We start from the raw sequence: 15,849 nt of genomic DNA, 5'->3' as shown, positions 1-15,849 counted from the left end.
CCGGGAAGGATTGGACAATGCACGTAATTACCTTTAGCCAAGCTCGCGCCGATCTGAAACAAACGATGGATGACGTATGTCGTGACCACGAGCCGGCAATCATCACGCGCCAACGTGGCGAGCCCGTGGTGATGCTTTCTCTTGAGGACTACAACGGCATGCAGGAAACCCTGTACTTGCTGAGCTCTTCAGCCAATGCCAAGCGCTTGCGCTCATCTGTCGAACAGCATAGGTCGGGTAAGCCCGCTGCCCATGAGCTGATCATCAATGAACATGAAGTCAAAGCACCGCAACAAGATTGAGGTGCGAAATTCTGTGAGCGTTGCGTTCACTGCTGAGGGATGGGAAGACTATCACCACTGGCGAGCAGTCGATTCGGCGATTTTCGAGGCGATCAATGCACTCATTCGTGAGTGCTGTCGTACGCCTTTCAAGGGGACTGGCAAGCCTGAACCACTCAAGGGAGACCTTTCTGGATACTGGTCACGGCGTATTACCCGAGAGCATCGCCTCGTCTATTTCTATGAGGGTGGGCAGCTAACGGTATTGCAATGCCGTTTTCATTACGATTGATAAGCAAAGCCTACGGTACAAGCCGAATTACCCAGCTTTGACTTGTACCGTCATGACCTCAGGGCAACAGCACCGTCGACCCCACCGTCCGCCGCGCCGACAACTCGGCCTGCGCCTTCGCCGCCTCGCTCAGCGGATATCGCTGCTGGATATCCACCACCAACTTGCCGCTGGCAATCATCGCGAACAGGTCATCGGCCATGGCCTGGGTGTTCTCGGCGTTGTTGGCGTAGCTGGCCAGGGTCGGCCGGGTCACGTACAGCGAGCCCTTCTGCGACAGAATCCCGAGGTTCACGCCACTCACCGCGCCGGAGGCATTGCCGAAGCTCACCATCAAGCCACGCGGGCGCAGGCAGTCGAGGGAGGTCAGCCAGGTGTCGGCACCGACGCCGTCATACACCACCGCGCACTTCTTGCCTTCGGTCAGCTCCAGCACACGCTTGGCCACGTCTTCATGGCTGTAATCGATGGTCGCCCAGGCCCCCAGCGCCTTGGCGCGCTCGGCTTTTTCTGCGGAACTGACAGTGCCGATCAGCTTGGCACCCAAGGCCTTGGCCCATTGGCAGGCCAGCGAGCCGACGCCACCTGCGGCGGCGTGGAACAGAATGAAGTCGCCGGGCTGCACCGCGTAGGTCTGCTTGAGCAGGTACTGGGTGGTCAGGCCCTTGAGCATCACGGCCGCAGCCTGCTCGAAGCTGATGCTGTCGGGCAGCTTCACCAGGTTCGCTTCCGGCAGGGTGTGGTATTCGCCATAGGCGCCCAGCGGCCCGCCGCCGTAGCCTACGCGGTCGCCGACCTTCAAGCGGGTGACGCCCTCGCCCACCGCATCGACCACCCCCGCACCTTCGGTGCCCAGGCCAGAAGGCAGTGATGGCGGCGCGTAGAGCCCGCCACGGAAATAGGTATCGATGAAATTCAGACCGATCGCATGGTTGCGCACGCGCACCTGCTGCGGGCCGGGCGGTGTCGGTTCGAATTCCACGAGCTGCAGGACTTCCGGGCCGCCATGCTGGCTGAACTGAATACGCTTGGCCATCACACACTCCTGTTGTCGTCATCGCAAAGGCCCTCTATCGGACGCCTTTGCTTGACTGCCGTCAACTGCGGCGCGGCGCTGGCCGGTGGTATGCTACGCGGCGAATTCCTCCCTGCCCCTCCCAGGTGACCCGATGACCAGCCGCACCGAGGCCGTGAAGGCCTATCTGCTCGACCTGCAAGACCGCATCTGCGCCGCCCTCGAAACCGAGGACGGCGGCGCCCGCTTCGTCGAGGACGCTTGGGTTCGCGATGCTGGCGGCGGCGGTCGTACCCGGGTGATCGGCGAGGGCAAGCTGATCGAGAAAGGCGGGGTCAACTTCTCCCATGTGTTCGGCGCCGGCCTGCCACCGTCGGCCAGTGCGCACCGTCCGGAGCTGGCCGGTCGTGGCTTCGAGGCGCTGGGCGTGTCGCTGGTGATCCACCCGCACAACCCGCATGTGCCAACGTCCCACGCCAATGTGCGGTTCTTCATCGCCGAGAAAGAGGGCGAAGAAGCGGTGTGGTGGTTCGGCGGCGGCTTCGACCTGACCCCGTACTACGGCAACGAGGAAGACTGCATCCACTGGCACCGCGTCGCCGAACAGGCCTGTGCCCCCTTCGGTGCCGACGTGTACCCGCGCTACAAGGCCTGGTGCGACCGCTACTTCCACCTCAAGCACCGCGGCGAACCCCGTGGCATTGGCGGGCTGTTCTTCGATGACCTGAACGAGTGGGATTTCGACACCTGCTTCGCCTTCATCCGTGCCATCGGCGATGCCTACATCGACGCCTACCTGCCGATCGTGCAGCGGCGCAAGAACACCCCCTACACCGCGCAGCAGCGCGAATTCCAGGAATATCGCCGCGGGCGCTATGTCGAATTCAACCTGGTCTACGACCGCGGCACGCTGTTCGGCCTGCAATCCGGCGGGCGTACCGAGTCGATCCTCATGTCGTTGCCGCCGCAGGTTCGTTGGGGCTACGACTGGAAGGCCGCGCCTGGCAGCGAGGAAGCGCGCCTGACCGAGTATTTCCTGCAGGACCGCGACTGGCTCGGCCAGTAAGCCTGTGGATAACCGAGGATTCCCCATGGACCAGTACGTCGTTTTCGGTAACCCCATCGGCCACAGCAAGTCGCCGCTGATCCACCGCCTGTTCGCCGAGCAGACCGGCCAGGATCTGGAATACAACACTCTGCTGGCGCCGCTGGACGAGTTCAGCGACTGCGCCCGCGGCTTCTTCAAGCAGGGCAGCGGCGCCAACGTGACCGTGCCATTCAAGGAAGAAGCCTACCGCCTGTGCGACAGCCTCACGCCACGGGCGCAACGCGCGGGCGCGGTCAACACCCTGACCCTGTTGGCCGATGGCACGTTGCAGGGCGACAACACCGATGGCGCAGGCCTGGTGCGCGACCTGACGGTGAATGCCGGGGTCACGCTGGCGGGCAAGCGCATCCTGATTCTCGGCGCCGGTGGTGCGGTGCGTGGCGTGCTGGAGCCGATCCTGGCGCATAAGCCGCAATCGCTGGTGATCGCCAATCGCACAGTGGAAAAGGCCGAGCAGCTGGCGCGCGAGTTCGATGAACTCGGGCCGGTGGTCGCCAGCGGCTTTGCCTGGCTGCAGGAGCCGGTGGACGTGATCATCAACGCTACTTCGGCAAGCCTTTCGGGGGAGTTGCCGCCGATCGCCGAGAGCCTGGTCGAGGCCGGGCGCACGGTGTGCTACGACATGATGTATGGCAAGGAGCCGACGCCGTTCTGCCAGTGGGCGACGAAGCTTGGGGCGGCGAAAGTGCTGGATGGGCTGGGAATGCTCGCCGAGCAGGCGGCCGAGGCGTTTTATGTCTGGCGTGGGGTTCGGCCTGAGACCGGGGCAGTGCTGGATGAATTGCGGCGGCAGTTGGCGCGGGGGTAGGGCTTACTCCTCGAACCTGATCGGACACCCGTCGATCCCCTCCAGCTTCTGCAATTCTTCCACCACCTGGGGCCTGGCCCGATGCAGGGTCAGGCTGCCGCCATTGCGTAACAGCCGCCGCGCCTCGCGGTGCAACATATCCACACCCGAATAGTCGATGAAGTTGATCTGTCGCGCGTCGATCACCACATGCGGCCCTTGGCAGCGCTGCAGGCGTACCTGCAGATAATGCGCTGCACCGAAGAAGATCGAGCCACCGACCCGCAGCACGTCCGCCTCCCCTTCACGGCTCTGCTGCACCCGCGGCCGCGAGGTGCGCTTGAGGTAGAAGAACAGCGACGCCAGCACTCCCGCGTAGATCGCCGTCTGTAGCTCCAGCAACAGGGTGGACGCCGCAGTCAGCGCCATCACCAGGAACTCCGAACGACTGACCCGGAACAACGCGCGAATCGCCCGGTGATCCACCAGCCCCCAACAAATCAGCAGGATGCTGCCGGCCATCGCCGGGATCGGCAGGTGAGCGATGAGCCCGGCGCCGGCCACGGCGAACAGCGCCACCCACAGCGCCGAGAACACCCCGGCCATGGGGGAACGGGCGCCCGCCTCGAAGCTCAGCCCGGAGCGGGTGAACGAACCTGACGACAGGTAACCCGAGAAAAACGCGCCGACCATGTTGGAAAAGCCCTGGGCGCGGATCTCCTGGTCGGCGTCGATCAGTTGTTCCGAACGTGCTGACAACGAGCGGGCGATCGACAGGCTGGTGACCAGCCCGAGCATGCCCACCGCCACGGCGCTGGGCAGCAGGCGCAGGATCAGGTCCAGGTCGAGCAACGGCAGCGGGCTCAGGGGCGGCAGATGGCCGCTGAACGCAGGAACGCGGGGCACGTGGGCGAAGTAACCGGGCAGCAGCCACGCCACCAGGCTCACCAGCACCAGGCTGATCAGCAGCGCCGGCCAGCGCGGGCGCACGAGCTTGATGGCGATGCCAATCAGCAAGGTGGCCAGGCCCAGCCCCAGCGAGGGCAGGTCCACTTCGCGGGCATGGGCGAACAGGTCCTGGGCGGTCTTGAGTGCCGTGGCCTGGCTGGGCAAGTCCATGCCCATCAGATTCGGCAACTGGCCAAGGGCAATGACGATGGCGGCACCCAGGGTGAAACCGAGCACCACGGAATGGGAGACGAAGTTGACCAGTGCGCCGAAGCGCAGCAGCCCGAGCAGCAGTTGGAACACCCCGCCAAGAAAGGTCAGCAGCAGGACGAGGGTCACGTAGTCGCTGCTGCCGGCCACGGCCAGCGGGCTGACGCTGGCGTAGAGGACGATGGAGATGGCGGCGGTGGGGCCGCAGATCAGGTGCCAGGACGACCCCCACAGGCAGGCGATCAGTACCGGCACGATGGCCGCATACAGGCCGTATTCGGCGGGCAGGCCGGCAATCAGCGCATAGGCGATGGATTGCGGCAGGGCGAGGATCGCGCCGCTCAGACCCACCAGCAGGTCCTGGCGCAGGCTGCGGCCGGATTGCCGGGGAAGCCAGGTCAGGAAGGGCAGCAGATGGGTCAGGCGAGGCATGGGTTATTCACAGTCCTGAGTTTTGCCCCTGTCTGGAGCGGATTCATACCAACTGTAGGAGCGGGCTTGCCCGCGAATGCGTCAGTGAATGCACCACAGCATTCGCGGGCGAGTCAGAAATCAGAGTTTGCCCTTGACGGCCGCCAGTCCATCACCGCCAGCCTTGCTGCTCACGCCAGCGAGCCACGCCTGCAGCACTTGTGGATGAGCCTTCACCCACGCCTTGGCCGCCTGGTCGAAACTGACCTTCTTGTCCACAACCTCGGCCATGATGGCGTTCTCCATATCCAGGGTAAATACCAGATTGCCCAGCAGCTTCGCGGCATTCGGGCACGCCTGTGGATAACCGTTGCGCACCAGGGTGAACACCTCGCCCCTGCTGCCGAACCATTTTTCGCCACCGGTGAGGTAGTGCATCTTCAGCTTCACGTTCATCGGGTGCGGTGTCCAGCCGAGGAAGGTGATGAACTGGTTCTTCTTCACGGCGCGGTCGACCTGCGCCAGCATTGCCTGCTCGCTGGACTCGATCAGCTTCCACTGCCCGAGGTCGAACGCGTTCGTGTCGATGATCTCTTTGAGCGACAGGTTGGCCGGCGCGCCGGAGCCGATGCCGTAGAGTTTCTTGTCGAACTGCTCGGCGTGTTTCTGCAGGTCGGCGAAGTCCTTGATACCGGCATTCCACACGTAGTCGGGCACTGCCAGGGTGAACTCGGTGCCTTCGAGGTTGCGCGACAATTGTTTCACGTCGCCGGTGGCGATGAATTTGTCATGAAAGCCCTGCTGCGCTGGCATCCAGTTGCCGAGGAAGGCGTCCACGCGGCCATCTTTCAGGCCGCCGTAGATGATCGGCACGGCCAGGCTGTCGATCTTCACCTGATAGCCCAGGCTTTCGAACAGCAAGCGGGCGATGGCGTTGGTGGAGGCGATATCGCTCCAGCCGGGGTCAGCCAGTTTGACGGTGCTGCATTGCGTGTCGCTGTCGGCCGCCTGGGCGGTCAGGGCGCCAAGGCCCAGGGCCAGGGCGATCACGGCGGTGGAGAACTTCTGCATGGCGGCCTCTCTTCTCAATCCATGGGTGCGGGCTGTGGATAACGTGCCTTGCGCTCGAGGTCATCGAGATCGATATGGTTGCGCATGTACTGTTGGCTGGCGTCGACCAGGGGTTGGTGGTCCCAGCTTTTCAGCTTGCCGATGGCCAGGGCCTCGGCCACCAGACGGCGGCGGCGCTGGCTGGCGAGCACCTGCTGGCGCAGGCTGGAAACGTCCCAGCGTTGCCTGGCTTCATCGACAAATGCCTGCAGCAAGCCCTGGTGATCCGGGCTGCCGGTGAGGTTCTCCCGCTCGTGCGGGTCGCGGCTCAGGTCGTAGAGTAGGCACGGGTCGTCTTCGCTGTACACGAACTTGTACGCGCCACGCCGAATCATCATCAGCGGCCCGACCGTACCCTCGGCCATGTATTCGCCGATCACCTCGTCGTGTCCGCCCTGCCCTTGCAGGTGGCCGAGCAGCGAGCGGCCGTCCAGGTGCAGGCTGTTATCCACAGCCCCGCCTGCCAGCTCGACCAGGGTCGGCAGCAGGTCACAGGTGGACACGCTGGCGCTGACCCGCGCCGCGGCAAAACGCTTGGGCGCATGGACCAGAAGCGGCACCCGCGCCGACATCTCGAACCAGTGCATCTTGTACCAGAGCCCGCGCTCGCCAAGCATGTCGCCATGGTCGCCGGAGAACACGATCAGCGTGTCGTCGGCCAGGCCGCAATCCTCGAGGGTCTGCAGCAGCTTGCCGATGTTGTCGTCGATGTAGCTGCAGGCGCCGAAGTAGGCGCGGCGGGCGTCGCGGATCTTGCCCACAGGCAGCGGCTTGTCCCACAGGTCGTAGACCTTGAGCAGGCGCTGCGAGTGGGGGTCTTGCTGGTCCTGGGCGATTTCGTCGCGCGGCAGCGGGATATCCACAGACGCGTAGAGATCCCAGTAGCGCCGCGGGATGGTGTAGGGGTCGTGGGGATGGGTCATCGACACCGTCAGGCAGAACGGCCGACCGTCATCCTCGCGGACGTGGTCGTACAGGTACTGCTGCGCCTTGAACACCACTTCCTCGTCGAAATCCAGCTGGTTGGTGCGTACGCACGGCCCGGCCTGTAGCACCGAGGACATGTTGTGGTACCAGCTCGGGCGCACGTCGGGGGCGTCCCAGTTCACCGCCCAGCCGTAATCGGCGGGGTAGATGTCGCTGGTCAGGCGCTCTTCATAGCCGTGCAACTGGTCGGGGCCGCAGAAATGCATCTTGCCCGACAGCGCGGTGCGGTAGCCGAGGTGGCGCAGGTAGTGGGCGTAGGTGGGGATGTCGGCGGGAAAGTCGGCGGCGTTGTCGTAGGCGCCGATGCGGCTGGGCAACTGGCCGCTGACCAGGGTGAAGCGCGACGGCGCGCACAGCGGGCTGTTGCAGTAGGCCGAATCGAAGACCACGGCCTGTTCGGCGAGGCGGGCGAGGTTCGGCATCCTGATCGGCGAGGGGTTGTAGATTGGCAGCATAGGCGCGGCCATCTGGTCGGCCATGATGAACAGGATGTTGGGTTGCTTCATGGGGTGCCCTTCCATCGTCGAACGTTATGTGAATTGCTTGCGTTCGAGGATGCGGCTGTGGATAACATGGGTAAAGTCCATGGCGGGCAATGACTGGGATTAGCTGAGCTTATGTTTGAGCACCTTGCGGGCATGTCACTGGAAAGCTTGCGCGTGTTCGAGGCGGCGGCGCGCCTGCGCGGTTTCACGGCGGCGGCACTGGAACTGGGCACCACGCAGCCGGCGGTGAGCCAGCAGGTCAAGCGGCTCGAGGCGCAGTTGGGCACGCGCCTGTTCGACCGGATCTACCGGGGGATCGAGCTGACGGATGCGGGCCAGTCGCTGTTCGAACAGGTCCACCAGGGCTTGCAGGCGATGGACGAAGGCATCGCCGAGGCGAGCGGCCGCGGCCAGCACGAGGTGCTGCAGGTGGCCACCGACTTCGCCTTTGCGGCCTTCTGGCTGATGCCCCGGCTGCAGCGCTTCCACGAGGCTTATCCACAGGTGGATGTGAGCCTGGTGACCGGTGAGCGCAGTCAGGGGATGCTGCGCCCCGATATTGATGTGGCCGTGCTGTTTGGCGACGGGCGCTTTCATCAGGGCGAAAGCCGCTGGTTGTTCGATGAAGAGGTCTTTCCGGTTTGCAGCCCTCGGCTGACTGATGGCAAACCCTTGTCAGCAGTGGCTTTGGAACGATTGCCCTTGTTGCATCTACGCGGTGAACAGGCCAGTGGCTGGTTCGACTGGGCGGGGGTGTTTCGCGGTTTCGGCGTGGTCAGCCCGCCACCACCAGGGCAGTTGCGCTTCGATAATTACACCTTGTTGATCCAGGCCGCGATCGCCGGGCAAGGGGTCGGGATTGGCTGGGGGCATCTGGTCGATGGGCTGGTCGAGCAGGGGTTGCTGTGCCGGCCAGTGGAAGGGAGTTTGCGCTCGTCGCGTGGCTATTACGTGGTGTTGCCGCCACGCAAGCGGCGTGGGGCGTTGATCGAGCGGTTTGTGGAGTGGCTGGAGCGTGAGCTCAGCCTATCGAACCCATCTGTTGCTACGGATTGAGTCAAGAAATGCGCAAAAGAAGGGCGCGCTAGGCGCCCCCCTCTTATTATTTCTTGCTTGAAAGACTCAGGCCTCCGCCTTTGGCGTCCGTGTAGCGACAAATAGTGGAGGTCGAACCTTCCTGCGAGTTGACGAATTTCAACGAGGCCAGCTGAACTTCCTTGGTGCCCTTGTCATCGGCATTCGGCGCAAAGCCTTTCCATTTGCCATCTGCAGAAGTGTAGTGATAGCCACTGAAGCCATCCTCGGTGGATTGTGTCGAGGCTTCCTTGATGTCCTTGGGCTCGGGGCAAGTTGCAGCAAGTGCAGTGCCTGACATAAACAGAGCAAGAAGTGCGGTTGAGAGTACACGCATATCGGCTATTCCTTCAGCAAGTTAGTGAGCTTTCAGCTTGCGATCTCTGAAGGCCTGACACAACTAGCAAAATTATCAGGTAGCCGAATGCATGTGCATGGAACTGTCGTACGCCAGTTCCCCCTCAGCCCCGGGCGCCGCGCACCCCTTCAGCCAGCGCCGAGCACAGGCTCAGCACATCGCTCACAGCCTGTTCGGGTGACTTGGCCTGGGCGATCTTGTCGACCAGCGCCGAGCCCACCACCACGCCATCGGACAGCTTGGCGATCGCTGCGGCCTGCTCTGGCGTACGGATGCCGAAACCGACGCTGATCGGCAGGTCGGTGTGGCGACGCAGGCGGGCGATGGCTTCCTTGACGTGCTCGGTGGTCGCCGAGCCCGCACCGGTCACACCGGCCACCGACACGTAGTAGACGAAACCCGAGCTGCGCTCGAGCACACGCGGCAGACGCACGTCGTCGGTGGTCGGGGTGGTCAGGCGGATGAAGTCGATACCCGCGGCCTGGGCCGGGGTTGCCAGCTCGGCGTCGTGCTCTGGCGGCAGGTCGACGATGATCAGGCCATCGACGCCAACGGCCTTCGCCTCGGCGACGAACTGTTCCACGCCAAAGCGGTGGATCGGGTTGTAGTAGCCCATCAGCACGATCGGCGTGGTCTGGTTGTCGACGCGGAATTCGCGGACCATCTGCAGGGTTTTCGCCAGGGTCTGGCCGGCCTCCAGGGCGCGCAGGGTGGCGAGCTGGATCGCCACGCCGTCGGCCATCGGGTCGGTGAAGGGCATGCCCAGCTCGATCACGTCGGCGCCGGCTTCAGGCAGGCCCTTGAGGATTTTCAGCGAGGCATCGTAGCCAGGGTCGCCTGCGGTGATGAAGGTGACCAGCGCCGAGCGGCCTTCGGCCTTCAGGTCGGCGAAACGTTGTTCAAGACGGCTCATGCCTGTTTCTCCTGGGCAGCCATGTGATTCATCACGGTTTGCATGTCTTTGTCGCCGCGGCCGGACAGGCACACGACCATCAGGTGATCCTTGGGCAGGTTCGGGGCGCGCTTGATCGCCTCGGCCAGGGCGTGGGAGCTCTCCAGCGCCGGGATGATGCCTTCGAGGCGGCAGGTGGCGTGGAAGGCGTCCAGGGCTTCGTCGTCGGTGATGCTGACGTATTCGACCCGCTTCACTTCGTGCAGATAGGCGTGCTCGGGGCCGATGCCGGGGTAGTCCAGGCCGGCGGAGATCGAGTGGGCATCGGTGATCTGGCCATCGTCGTCCTGCAGCAGGTAGGTGCGGTTGCCGTGCAGTACGCCAGGGACGCCGCCGTTGAGGCTGGCGGCATGCTTGTCGGTGTGCACGCCATGGCCACCGGCTTCGACGCCGATGATCTGCACGCTTTCGTCTTCGAGGAAGTTGTGGAACAGGCCCATGGCGTTGGAGCCGCCGCCGACGCAGGCGACCAGGCTGTCTGGCAGGCGGCCTTCCTTCTCGTGCAACTGGGCGCGGGTTTCCTTGCCGATGATCGACTGGAAATCGCGGACCATCGCCGGATACGGGTGCGGGCCGGCCACGGTGCCGATCAGGTAGAAGGTGTCTTCGACGTTGGTGACCCAGTCGCGCAGGGCCTCGTTCATGGCGTCCTTCAGGGTGCCGGTGCCGGCGGTGACCGGAACGATCTCGGCGCCCAGCAGCTTCATGCGGAACACGTTGGCCTGCTGGCGCTCGATGTCGGTGGCGCCCATGTAGATCACGCAGGGCAGGCCGAAGCGCGCAGCGACGGTGGCGGTGGCCACGCCGTGCATGCCGGCGCCGGTCTCGGCGATCAGGCGCTTCTTGCCCATGCGCTTGGCCAGCAGCACCTGACCGATGCAGTTGTTCACCTTGTGCGCGCCGGTGTGGTTGAGCTCTTCACGCTTGAAGAAGATCTTCGCGCCGCCGCAGTGCTCGGTCAGGCGCTCGGCGAAGTACAGCGGGTTGGGGCGGCCGATGTAGTCGCGCTGGAAGTAGGCGAGCTGCTCGAGGAATTCGGGGTCTGCCTTGGCCGCTTCGTACTCGCGGGCCAGGTCCAAGACCAGGGGCATCAGGGTTTCGGCTACGTAGCGGCCGCCGAATGCGCCGAACAGGCCATTGGCGTCGGGGCCGGGGCGGTATTGGGACTGGGACATGGGGCGCTCCATAGGGGTCTGGATTGGAAGATCGTGTCGCCTTCGTCGCGGGCATGCCCGCTCCCGCAGGCTGAATACAGCACTGCACTGGTGGGAGCGGGCTTGCCCGCGAAGAGGCCACCACTGATCGATGGGCCTACTCTACCCAGCGCAACGTCCCCTGAAAACCGATAAGATTGCGACAACTCGTCAGGAAAACTCACAAGTCAAATGCCTCAGGACCTCCCTCCCCTCAATGCCCTGCGCGCTTTCGAGGCCACTGCCCGGCTGAATAGCGTCAGCCAGGCCGCCGAACAGCTGCACGTGACCCACGGCGCGGTGAGCCGGCAGATCAAGGTGCTCGAGGAGCATCTCGGCGTGGCGCTGTTCATCAAGGATGGGCGTGGCATCAAACTCACAGATGCCGGGGTTCGCCTGCGCGATGCCAGCTTCGATGCCTTCGACCGCCTGCGCAGCGTATGCGCCGAGCTCAGCCGTGATGTCAGCGATGCACCCTTCGTCCTGGGATGCTCCGGCAGCCTGCTGGCGCGGTGGTTCATTCCCCGGCTCGGGCGTTTGAAGGCCGATCTGCCTGAGCTGCGTCTGCACCTGTCGGCCGGAGAGGGCGATCTGGATCCGCGCCGCCCGGGGTTGGATGCGTTGCTGGTGTATGCCGAGCCGCCGTGGCCCGCCGACATGCAGGTGCATGTACTGGCCGAGGAACGTATCGGGCCGGTGCTCAGCCCGCACTTTCCCGGCTTCGAGCGCCTGTGCCAGGCCCCTGCACGTGCGCTGCTGGGTGAAGCCTTGCTGCATACCACCTCGCGTCCACAGGCGTGGCCGACCTGGGCCGCGCAGCAAGGGCTGGACGCCAGTGCGCTGACCTTCGGCCAGGCATTCGAGCACCTGTATTACCTGCTGGAGGCTGCGGTGGCGGGTTTGGGGGTGGCGATCGCGCCGCAACCGCTGGTGGCGGACGACCTGCGTGGCGGACGCCTGGCGGCGCCGTGGGGTTTTTCGCCGACGCCAGCGGCGTTGGCGCTATGGGTGCCGCGGCGCGCCGCCGATGGGCGCGCCGAGCAGTTGGCGCAGTGGTTGCGCCGGGAGTTGCAGGCGCAGGCTTAGGCTCTGTCCGAAAAGCCTTGATACTCGGTGATGCTGCGTTGAAAACAGCCTGACCTTCGTCTCAAGACTTTTCATACAGACCCTAGTTGCGGCGGCACAGCAAGTAGGCCGCAAGCAGGCCCAATGCGCCAACGGCCACGCCCGCAGTGGTCCAGGGGTGTTCCTGGGCGTAGTCACGGGTGGCGATGCCGGTTTCCCGGGTGCGGGTCTTCACTTCTTCGTAGGCGTCGGTCAGCAGGCTGCGCGAATGCTTGAGGGCGTTCTGGGCGTTGCCGCGCAGGGCCTTCATGGTTTTCTGCGTTTCCTCCGAGGCATCGCCTTTGAGGTCTTCCAGCGTCTTGAGCAGGCTTTCGATCTCCGCTTCCATGCTTTCCAGTGAGGTCTTGCGCAGTGCGTTACGGGCCATGTGGACTCTCCTTCGCTGAGTAGGGTGTAAAGAGTGCGACTGCGCGCTGTGCCGAAAGTGCGATCGAACTTTCGCCCGAGGCGATGGCTCGCAGGTAAACCGGGCCTGCGCTGCTAGGCTCAATCCAGCACATCATCCAAGGAGAGTGTTCATGTCCGATCATCACACCTACAAGAAGATCGAGCTCGTCGGTTCCTCGCCCACGAGTATCGAAGATGCGATCAACAATGCCCTGGCCGAAGCAGGCAAGAGCATCAAGCACCTGGAGTGGTTCGAGGTGGTCGATACGCGTGGCCATATCCGCGACAACAAGGCTGCGCATTTCCAGGTTACGCTCAAGGTCGGGTTCCGCATCGCCAACAGTTGAAACAGTATGGGGATAGCCTGTTCCTGAGTTATGGCGTATGACTTCCAGGGGCACCGGTATACGCCGGTGCTCTATGCTGCTTTTTTGATCCGCATAAGGAACGATGACGATGAAGAAAGTGTTTCTGGCAGTAGGCCTGATGATGTTGGCCGGTGGAGCGATGGCGGCAGGTAAGCCGTGCGAGGAGCTCAAGAGCGAAATTGCAGCCAAGCTCGATGCCAAGGGGGTTCAGGGGTATACGCTGGAGATCGTCGACAAGGGCACGCCGGCTGGCAAGGTGATCGGCAGCTGCGAGGCCGGGACCAAGGAAATCATCTATCGCCGCGGTTGAGGCGTAAATCCGAACACAATACCTGTAGGAGCGGCGGTTCGCCGCTCCTACATGGGGATTGGGCAGGCCTTTAGATTTCGACTAAGGCAGTTGCTTCCACATACGACATTCAATCGCCCTTCAACGCCTGCGCCAGCAGCTCATACGAGCGCACCCGATCCGCATGCTCATACAGGTCGCAGGTGAAGATCAGCTCATCCGCGCCGGTCTGCTCCAGCAGCACCTCCACCTTCGCCCGCACCTTCTGCGGGCTGCCAATCATCGCCAGCCCAAGGAAACTCCCCACCGCATCACGCTCATGGGGCAGCCACAGGCCGTCCATGCTCTGCACGGGTGGGCGCTGCATCAGGCTCTGGCCGCGGATCAGCGCGAGGATGCGCTGGTAGACCGAGGTCGCCAGGTATTCGGCCTTCTCGTCGCTGTCCGCCACCACCATCGGGATGCCCAGCATCACGTAGGGCTTGTCCAGCGTTGTCGACGGCTTGAAATGGTCGCGGTAGATGCGGATCGCCTCGTGCATGTAGCGCGGGGCGAAGTGCGAGGCGAAGGCGTATGGCATGCCGCGCATGCCGGCCAGTTGCGCGCTGAACAGGCTTGAACCCAGCAGCCACATCGGCACTTCGGTGTCGTGGCCGGGCACGGCGATCACTTTCTGATCGTCGGTACGTGGGCCGAGGTAGCGCGACAGCTCCTCGACATCGTCGGGGAAGTCGTCGGCGCTGCCAGAGCGCTCGCGGCGCAGGGCGCGTGCGGTCATCTGGTCGGAACCGGGCGCACGGCCCAGGCCCAGGTCGATGCGGCCGGGGTAGAGGCTGGCCAGGGTGCCGAACTGTTCGGCGATCACCAGCGGCGCATGGTTGGGCAGCATCACCCCGCCCGAGCCGATGCGGATGCGCGAGGTGCCGCCAGCGAGATAGCCCATCAGCACCGAGGTCGCCGAGCTGGCGATGCCGTCCATGTTGTGGTGTTCGGCCACCCAGAACCGGTTGTAGCCGAAACGCTCGACGTGCTGCGCCAGGTCCAGTGAGTTGCGTAGCGACTGGGCCGGGCCGGCATCGGCGCGCACCGGCACCAGGTCGAGGGTGGAAATCTTCAGGTCACGCAGCTGCGTCATCGGAGCCTCCGCAGGAAATTGGTTGGCCAAGGGCCTTTGTGACTCTGTATGGGCACCCTGCGATGGATTCAATGATTGACCATGGATTGATCTGAACTTGCTGTAGGCAGTGTCCTCAGAATCCGTAGTGACACCCACTGAACATCCAGGAGGCATCATGAAAAAGACAGCATCGGCGATCTGGCAGGGAGGGCTCAAGGATGGCAAGGGCCTGCTGTCCACCGAGAGTGGCGCCCTCAAGCAGAACCCCTATGGCTTCAATACCCGCTTCGAAGGATCGCCTGGGACCAACCCCGAGGAGCTGATCGGTGCGGCCCATGCGGGCTGTTTCTCGATGGCGCTATCGATGATGCTGGGTGAGGCCGGGCTGACGCCCGAACGCATCGACACCGTCGCCGAAGTCAGCCTCGACAAGCAGCCCGATGGCTTTGCCATTACCGCCGTGCATCTCACCCTCAAGGCCAAGGTCCCCGGTGCCAGTGAGGCGCAGTTCCAGGAGATTGCCAACAAGGCCAAGGCGGGATGCCCGGTGTCCAAGGTGCTCAATGCGACGATCAGCCTGGATGCGACGCTGCTCTCGTAGGTGAGGCTTTGCTTGCTGTAGTCTGGAAGGGTCGGCAGCTTGCCTGCCCTTTGAGGAGCCGTTCCATGATCCGCGTAGCATTCGCCGTTCTGGCCTCGTTGCTGGCCACCTCCGCGCTGGCGGCAGTCAAGCCGTGCGAGGAGCTCAAGGCCGAGATCGAGGCGAAGATCCAGGCGGCCGGGGTGCCTTCCTACACCCTGGAAATCGTGCCGAACAGCGAGGTCAGTGATCCGAACATGGTCGTTGGCAGCTGCGATGGCGGGACCAAAAAGATCATCTACCAGAAGAACGACCAATAGCGGTCGTTGCAGCGGGGTCGCAGCGCGACCCCGTTGTTCATGGGATGCAGAAGATGTTGCTCGGCTCGTCCACCAGCACCTGGCGGTTGGCGTCGTACAGGTATACCTGCGGCTGCATCGCCGGGGCCCGGGCTTCGAGGCGATAGCGCTCACCGGCCTTGAAGTTGTCGAAGCGCACGGTCAGGTAGCAGGTGCGCTCGGTCGGGCTAGTGGTGAAGAGCCCGGCAGTCAGCTCGTAGTCGAAGCGCACCACCAGTTCATGGCGGCCCGGCGTGAGCTGGAAGTATCGGCCGTCGTCGAGGCGCTTGCCATCGAGCTTGTCGGCCATGATGGTACGACCGGGGGTGACGGTATAGAGGTCGACCCAGGCCTGGGCCGGGTCTTTGGGTGGCAAGGGGCTGGCGCAAGCCCCCAGTGCACTGAGGGCGATCAGCATCATGGGCTGGCGCATG

Annotated in this window: 20 protein-coding genes; 10 read left to right on the top strand and 10 right to left on the bottom strand. The window is 63.8% G+C overall.

What is annotated here, in order from left to right:
- Positions 1-17: 17 nt before the first annotated feature.
- Entirely contained in the window at positions 18-302 is a 285-nt protein-coding gene (locus tag HU748_RS16260; protein ID WP_186670021.1) for a type II toxin-antitoxin system prevent-host-death family antitoxin, read from the top strand.
- Positions 268-573: a Txe/YoeB family addiction module toxin gene (locus HU748_RS16255; protein WP_186721115.1), complete on the top strand. Its 306-nt coding sequence runs from the start codon at positions 268-270 to the stop codon at positions 571-573. Before HU748_RS16260 ends, HU748_RS16255 begins: the two co-directional genes overlap by 35 nt.
- A gap of 58 nt (positions 574-631) precedes the next feature.
- Here the strand turns inward: HU748_RS16255 and HU748_RS16250 are convergent, their stop codons facing one another.
- A complete protein-coding gene (locus HU748_RS16250) occupies positions 632-1,609 on the bottom strand; it encodes an NADPH:quinone reductase (protein ID WP_186721114.1) in 978 nt (325 codons plus the stop codon).
- 133 nt (positions 1,610-1,742) lie between these two features.
- On the opposite strand from HU748_RS16250, the gene hemF reads away from it, so the two are divergent.
- On the top strand, positions 1,743-2,654 hold the full coding sequence (gene hemF / locus HU748_RS16245) for an oxygen-dependent coproporphyrinogen oxidase (RefSeq protein WP_186721113.1): 912 nt from the start codon (positions 1,743-1,745) through the stop codon (positions 2,652-2,654).
- 25 nt (positions 2,655-2,679) lie between these two features.
- Positions 2,680-3,504, top strand: coding sequence for a shikimate dehydrogenase (gene aroE, locus HU748_RS16240; protein ID WP_186721112.1), 825 nt, complete (start codon positions 2,680-2,682; stop codon positions 3,502-3,504).
- 3 nt (positions 3,505-3,507) lie between these two features.
- On the opposite strand, the gene HU748_RS16235 is transcribed toward aroE, so the two are convergent.
- From HU748_RS16235 to betC, 3 genes are all read right to left on the bottom strand, one after another.
- A complete protein-coding gene (locus HU748_RS16235) occupies positions 3,508-5,073 on the bottom strand; it encodes a SulP family inorganic anion transporter (RefSeq protein WP_186721110.1) in 1,566 nt (521 codons plus the stop codon).
- 120 nt (positions 5,074-5,193) lie between these two features.
- Positions 5,194-6,123 carry a choline ABC transporter substrate-binding protein gene (gene choX / locus HU748_RS16230; protein ID WP_186721108.1) on the bottom strand — a complete coding sequence of 310 codons (930 nt, stop codon included), beginning with the start codon at positions 6,121-6,123 and terminating at the stop codon, positions 5,194-5,196.
- A gap of 14 nt (positions 6,124-6,137) precedes the next feature.
- Positions 6,138-7,655 (bottom strand): choline-sulfatase, encoded by a 1,518-nt coding sequence (betC, locus tag HU748_RS16225; RefSeq protein WP_186721106.1) that lies wholly within the window; start codon positions 7,653-7,655, stop codon positions 6,138-6,140.
- A gap of 111 nt (positions 7,656-7,766) precedes the next feature.
- Between betC and HU748_RS16220 the strand changes: the two genes are divergently transcribed.
- Positions 7,767-8,690 carry a LysR family transcriptional regulator gene (locus HU748_RS16220; protein ID WP_186721104.1) on the top strand — a complete coding sequence of 308 codons (924 nt, stop codon included), beginning with the start codon at positions 7,767-7,769 and terminating at the stop codon, positions 8,688-8,690.
- A gap of 46 nt (positions 8,691-8,736) precedes the next feature.
- On the opposite strand, the gene HU748_RS16215 is transcribed toward HU748_RS16220, so the two are convergent.
- The 3 genes from HU748_RS16215 to trpB all read right to left on the bottom strand — a co-directional run bounded on the left by HU748_RS16215 (position 8,737) and on the right by trpB (position 11,193).
- Positions 8,737-9,045 carry a DUF3757 domain-containing protein gene (locus tag HU748_RS16215; protein ID WP_186670010.1) on the bottom strand — a complete coding sequence of 103 codons (309 nt, stop codon included), beginning with the start codon at positions 9,043-9,045 and terminating at the stop codon, positions 8,737-8,739.
- A 124-nt stretch (positions 9,046-9,169) separates the two neighbouring features.
- Positions 9,170-9,979: a tryptophan synthase subunit alpha gene (trpA, locus tag HU748_RS16210; RefSeq protein WP_186710935.1), complete on the bottom strand. Its 810-nt coding sequence runs from the start codon at positions 9,977-9,979 to the stop codon at positions 9,170-9,172.
- Positions 9,976-11,193, bottom strand: coding sequence for a tryptophan synthase subunit beta (gene trpB / locus HU748_RS16205; protein WP_186670007.1), 1,218 nt, complete (start codon positions 11,191-11,193; stop codon positions 9,976-9,978). Before trpB ends, trpA begins: the two co-directional genes overlap by 4 nt.
- Positions 11,194-11,403: 210 nt before the next feature.
- Between trpB and HU748_RS16200 the strand changes: the two genes are divergently transcribed.
- Positions 11,404-12,297, top strand: a complete 894-nt coding sequence (locus HU748_RS16200; protein WP_186670005.1) for a LysR family transcriptional regulator — start codon at positions 11,404-11,406, stop codon at positions 12,295-12,297.
- A gap of 82 nt (positions 12,298-12,379) precedes the next feature.
- On the opposite strand, the gene HU748_RS16195 is transcribed toward HU748_RS16200, so the two are convergent.
- Positions 12,380-12,703, bottom strand: a complete 324-nt coding sequence (locus tag HU748_RS16195; RefSeq protein ID WP_054893393.1) for a DUF883 family protein — start codon at positions 12,701-12,703, stop codon at positions 12,380-12,382.
- A gap of 151 nt (positions 12,704-12,854) precedes the next feature.
- Here HU748_RS16195 and HU748_RS16190 point away from each other — a divergent pair, with 151 nt between their 5' ends.
- Together HU748_RS16190 and HU748_RS16185 are read left to right on the top strand one after the other, a co-directional pair.
- The gene (locus HU748_RS16190) at positions 12,855-13,070 is read left to right on the top strand and encodes a dodecin (protein ID WP_042121737.1); all 216 of its coding nucleotides are present in this window, start codon (positions 12,855-12,857) and stop codon (positions 13,068-13,070) included.
- A 109-nt stretch (positions 13,071-13,179) separates the two neighbouring features.
- Positions 13,180-13,401, top strand: coding sequence for a DUF1161 domain-containing protein (locus tag HU748_RS16185; RefSeq protein WP_186670001.1), 222 nt, complete (start codon positions 13,180-13,182; stop codon positions 13,399-13,401).
- A gap of 109 nt (positions 13,402-13,510) precedes the next feature.
- Here the strand turns inward: HU748_RS16185 and HU748_RS16180 are convergent, their stop codons facing one another.
- Entirely contained in the window at positions 13,511-14,515 is a 1,005-nt protein-coding gene (locus HU748_RS16180) for an LLM class flavin-dependent oxidoreductase (protein WP_186721102.1), read from the bottom strand.
- A 157-nt stretch (positions 14,516-14,672) separates the two neighbouring features.
- On the opposite strand from HU748_RS16180, the gene HU748_RS16175 reads away from it, so the two are divergent.
- Both HU748_RS16175 and HU748_RS16170 read left to right on the top strand, forming a co-directional pair.
- Positions 14,673-15,098 (top strand): OsmC family protein, encoded by a 426-nt coding sequence (locus HU748_RS16175; protein WP_186669999.1) that lies wholly within the window; start codon positions 14,673-14,675, stop codon positions 15,096-15,098.
- A gap of 65 nt (positions 15,099-15,163) precedes the next feature.
- On the top strand, positions 15,164-15,397 hold the full coding sequence (locus HU748_RS16170; RefSeq protein ID WP_186669998.1) for a DUF1161 domain-containing protein: 234 nt from the start codon (positions 15,164-15,166) through the stop codon (positions 15,395-15,397).
- A gap of 37 nt (positions 15,398-15,434) precedes the next feature.
- On the opposite strand, the gene HU748_RS16165 is transcribed toward HU748_RS16170, so the two are convergent.
- On the bottom strand, positions 15,435-15,848 hold the full coding sequence (locus HU748_RS16165) for a hypothetical protein (protein WP_186669997.1): 414 nt from the start codon (positions 15,846-15,848) through the stop codon (positions 15,435-15,437).
- Position 15,849: the final 1 nt, after the last annotated feature.

It is taken from the genome of Pseudomonas sp. RW3S2, assembly GCF_014268955.1.
GTDB classification, from domain to species: Bacteria; Pseudomonadota; Gammaproteobacteria; order Pseudomonadales; family Pseudomonadaceae; genus Aquipseudomonas; species Aquipseudomonas wayambapalatensis.
The sequence above is the reverse complement of the archived record's forward strand: the minus strand, read 5'-3'. Positions and strand labels throughout refer to the sequence as shown.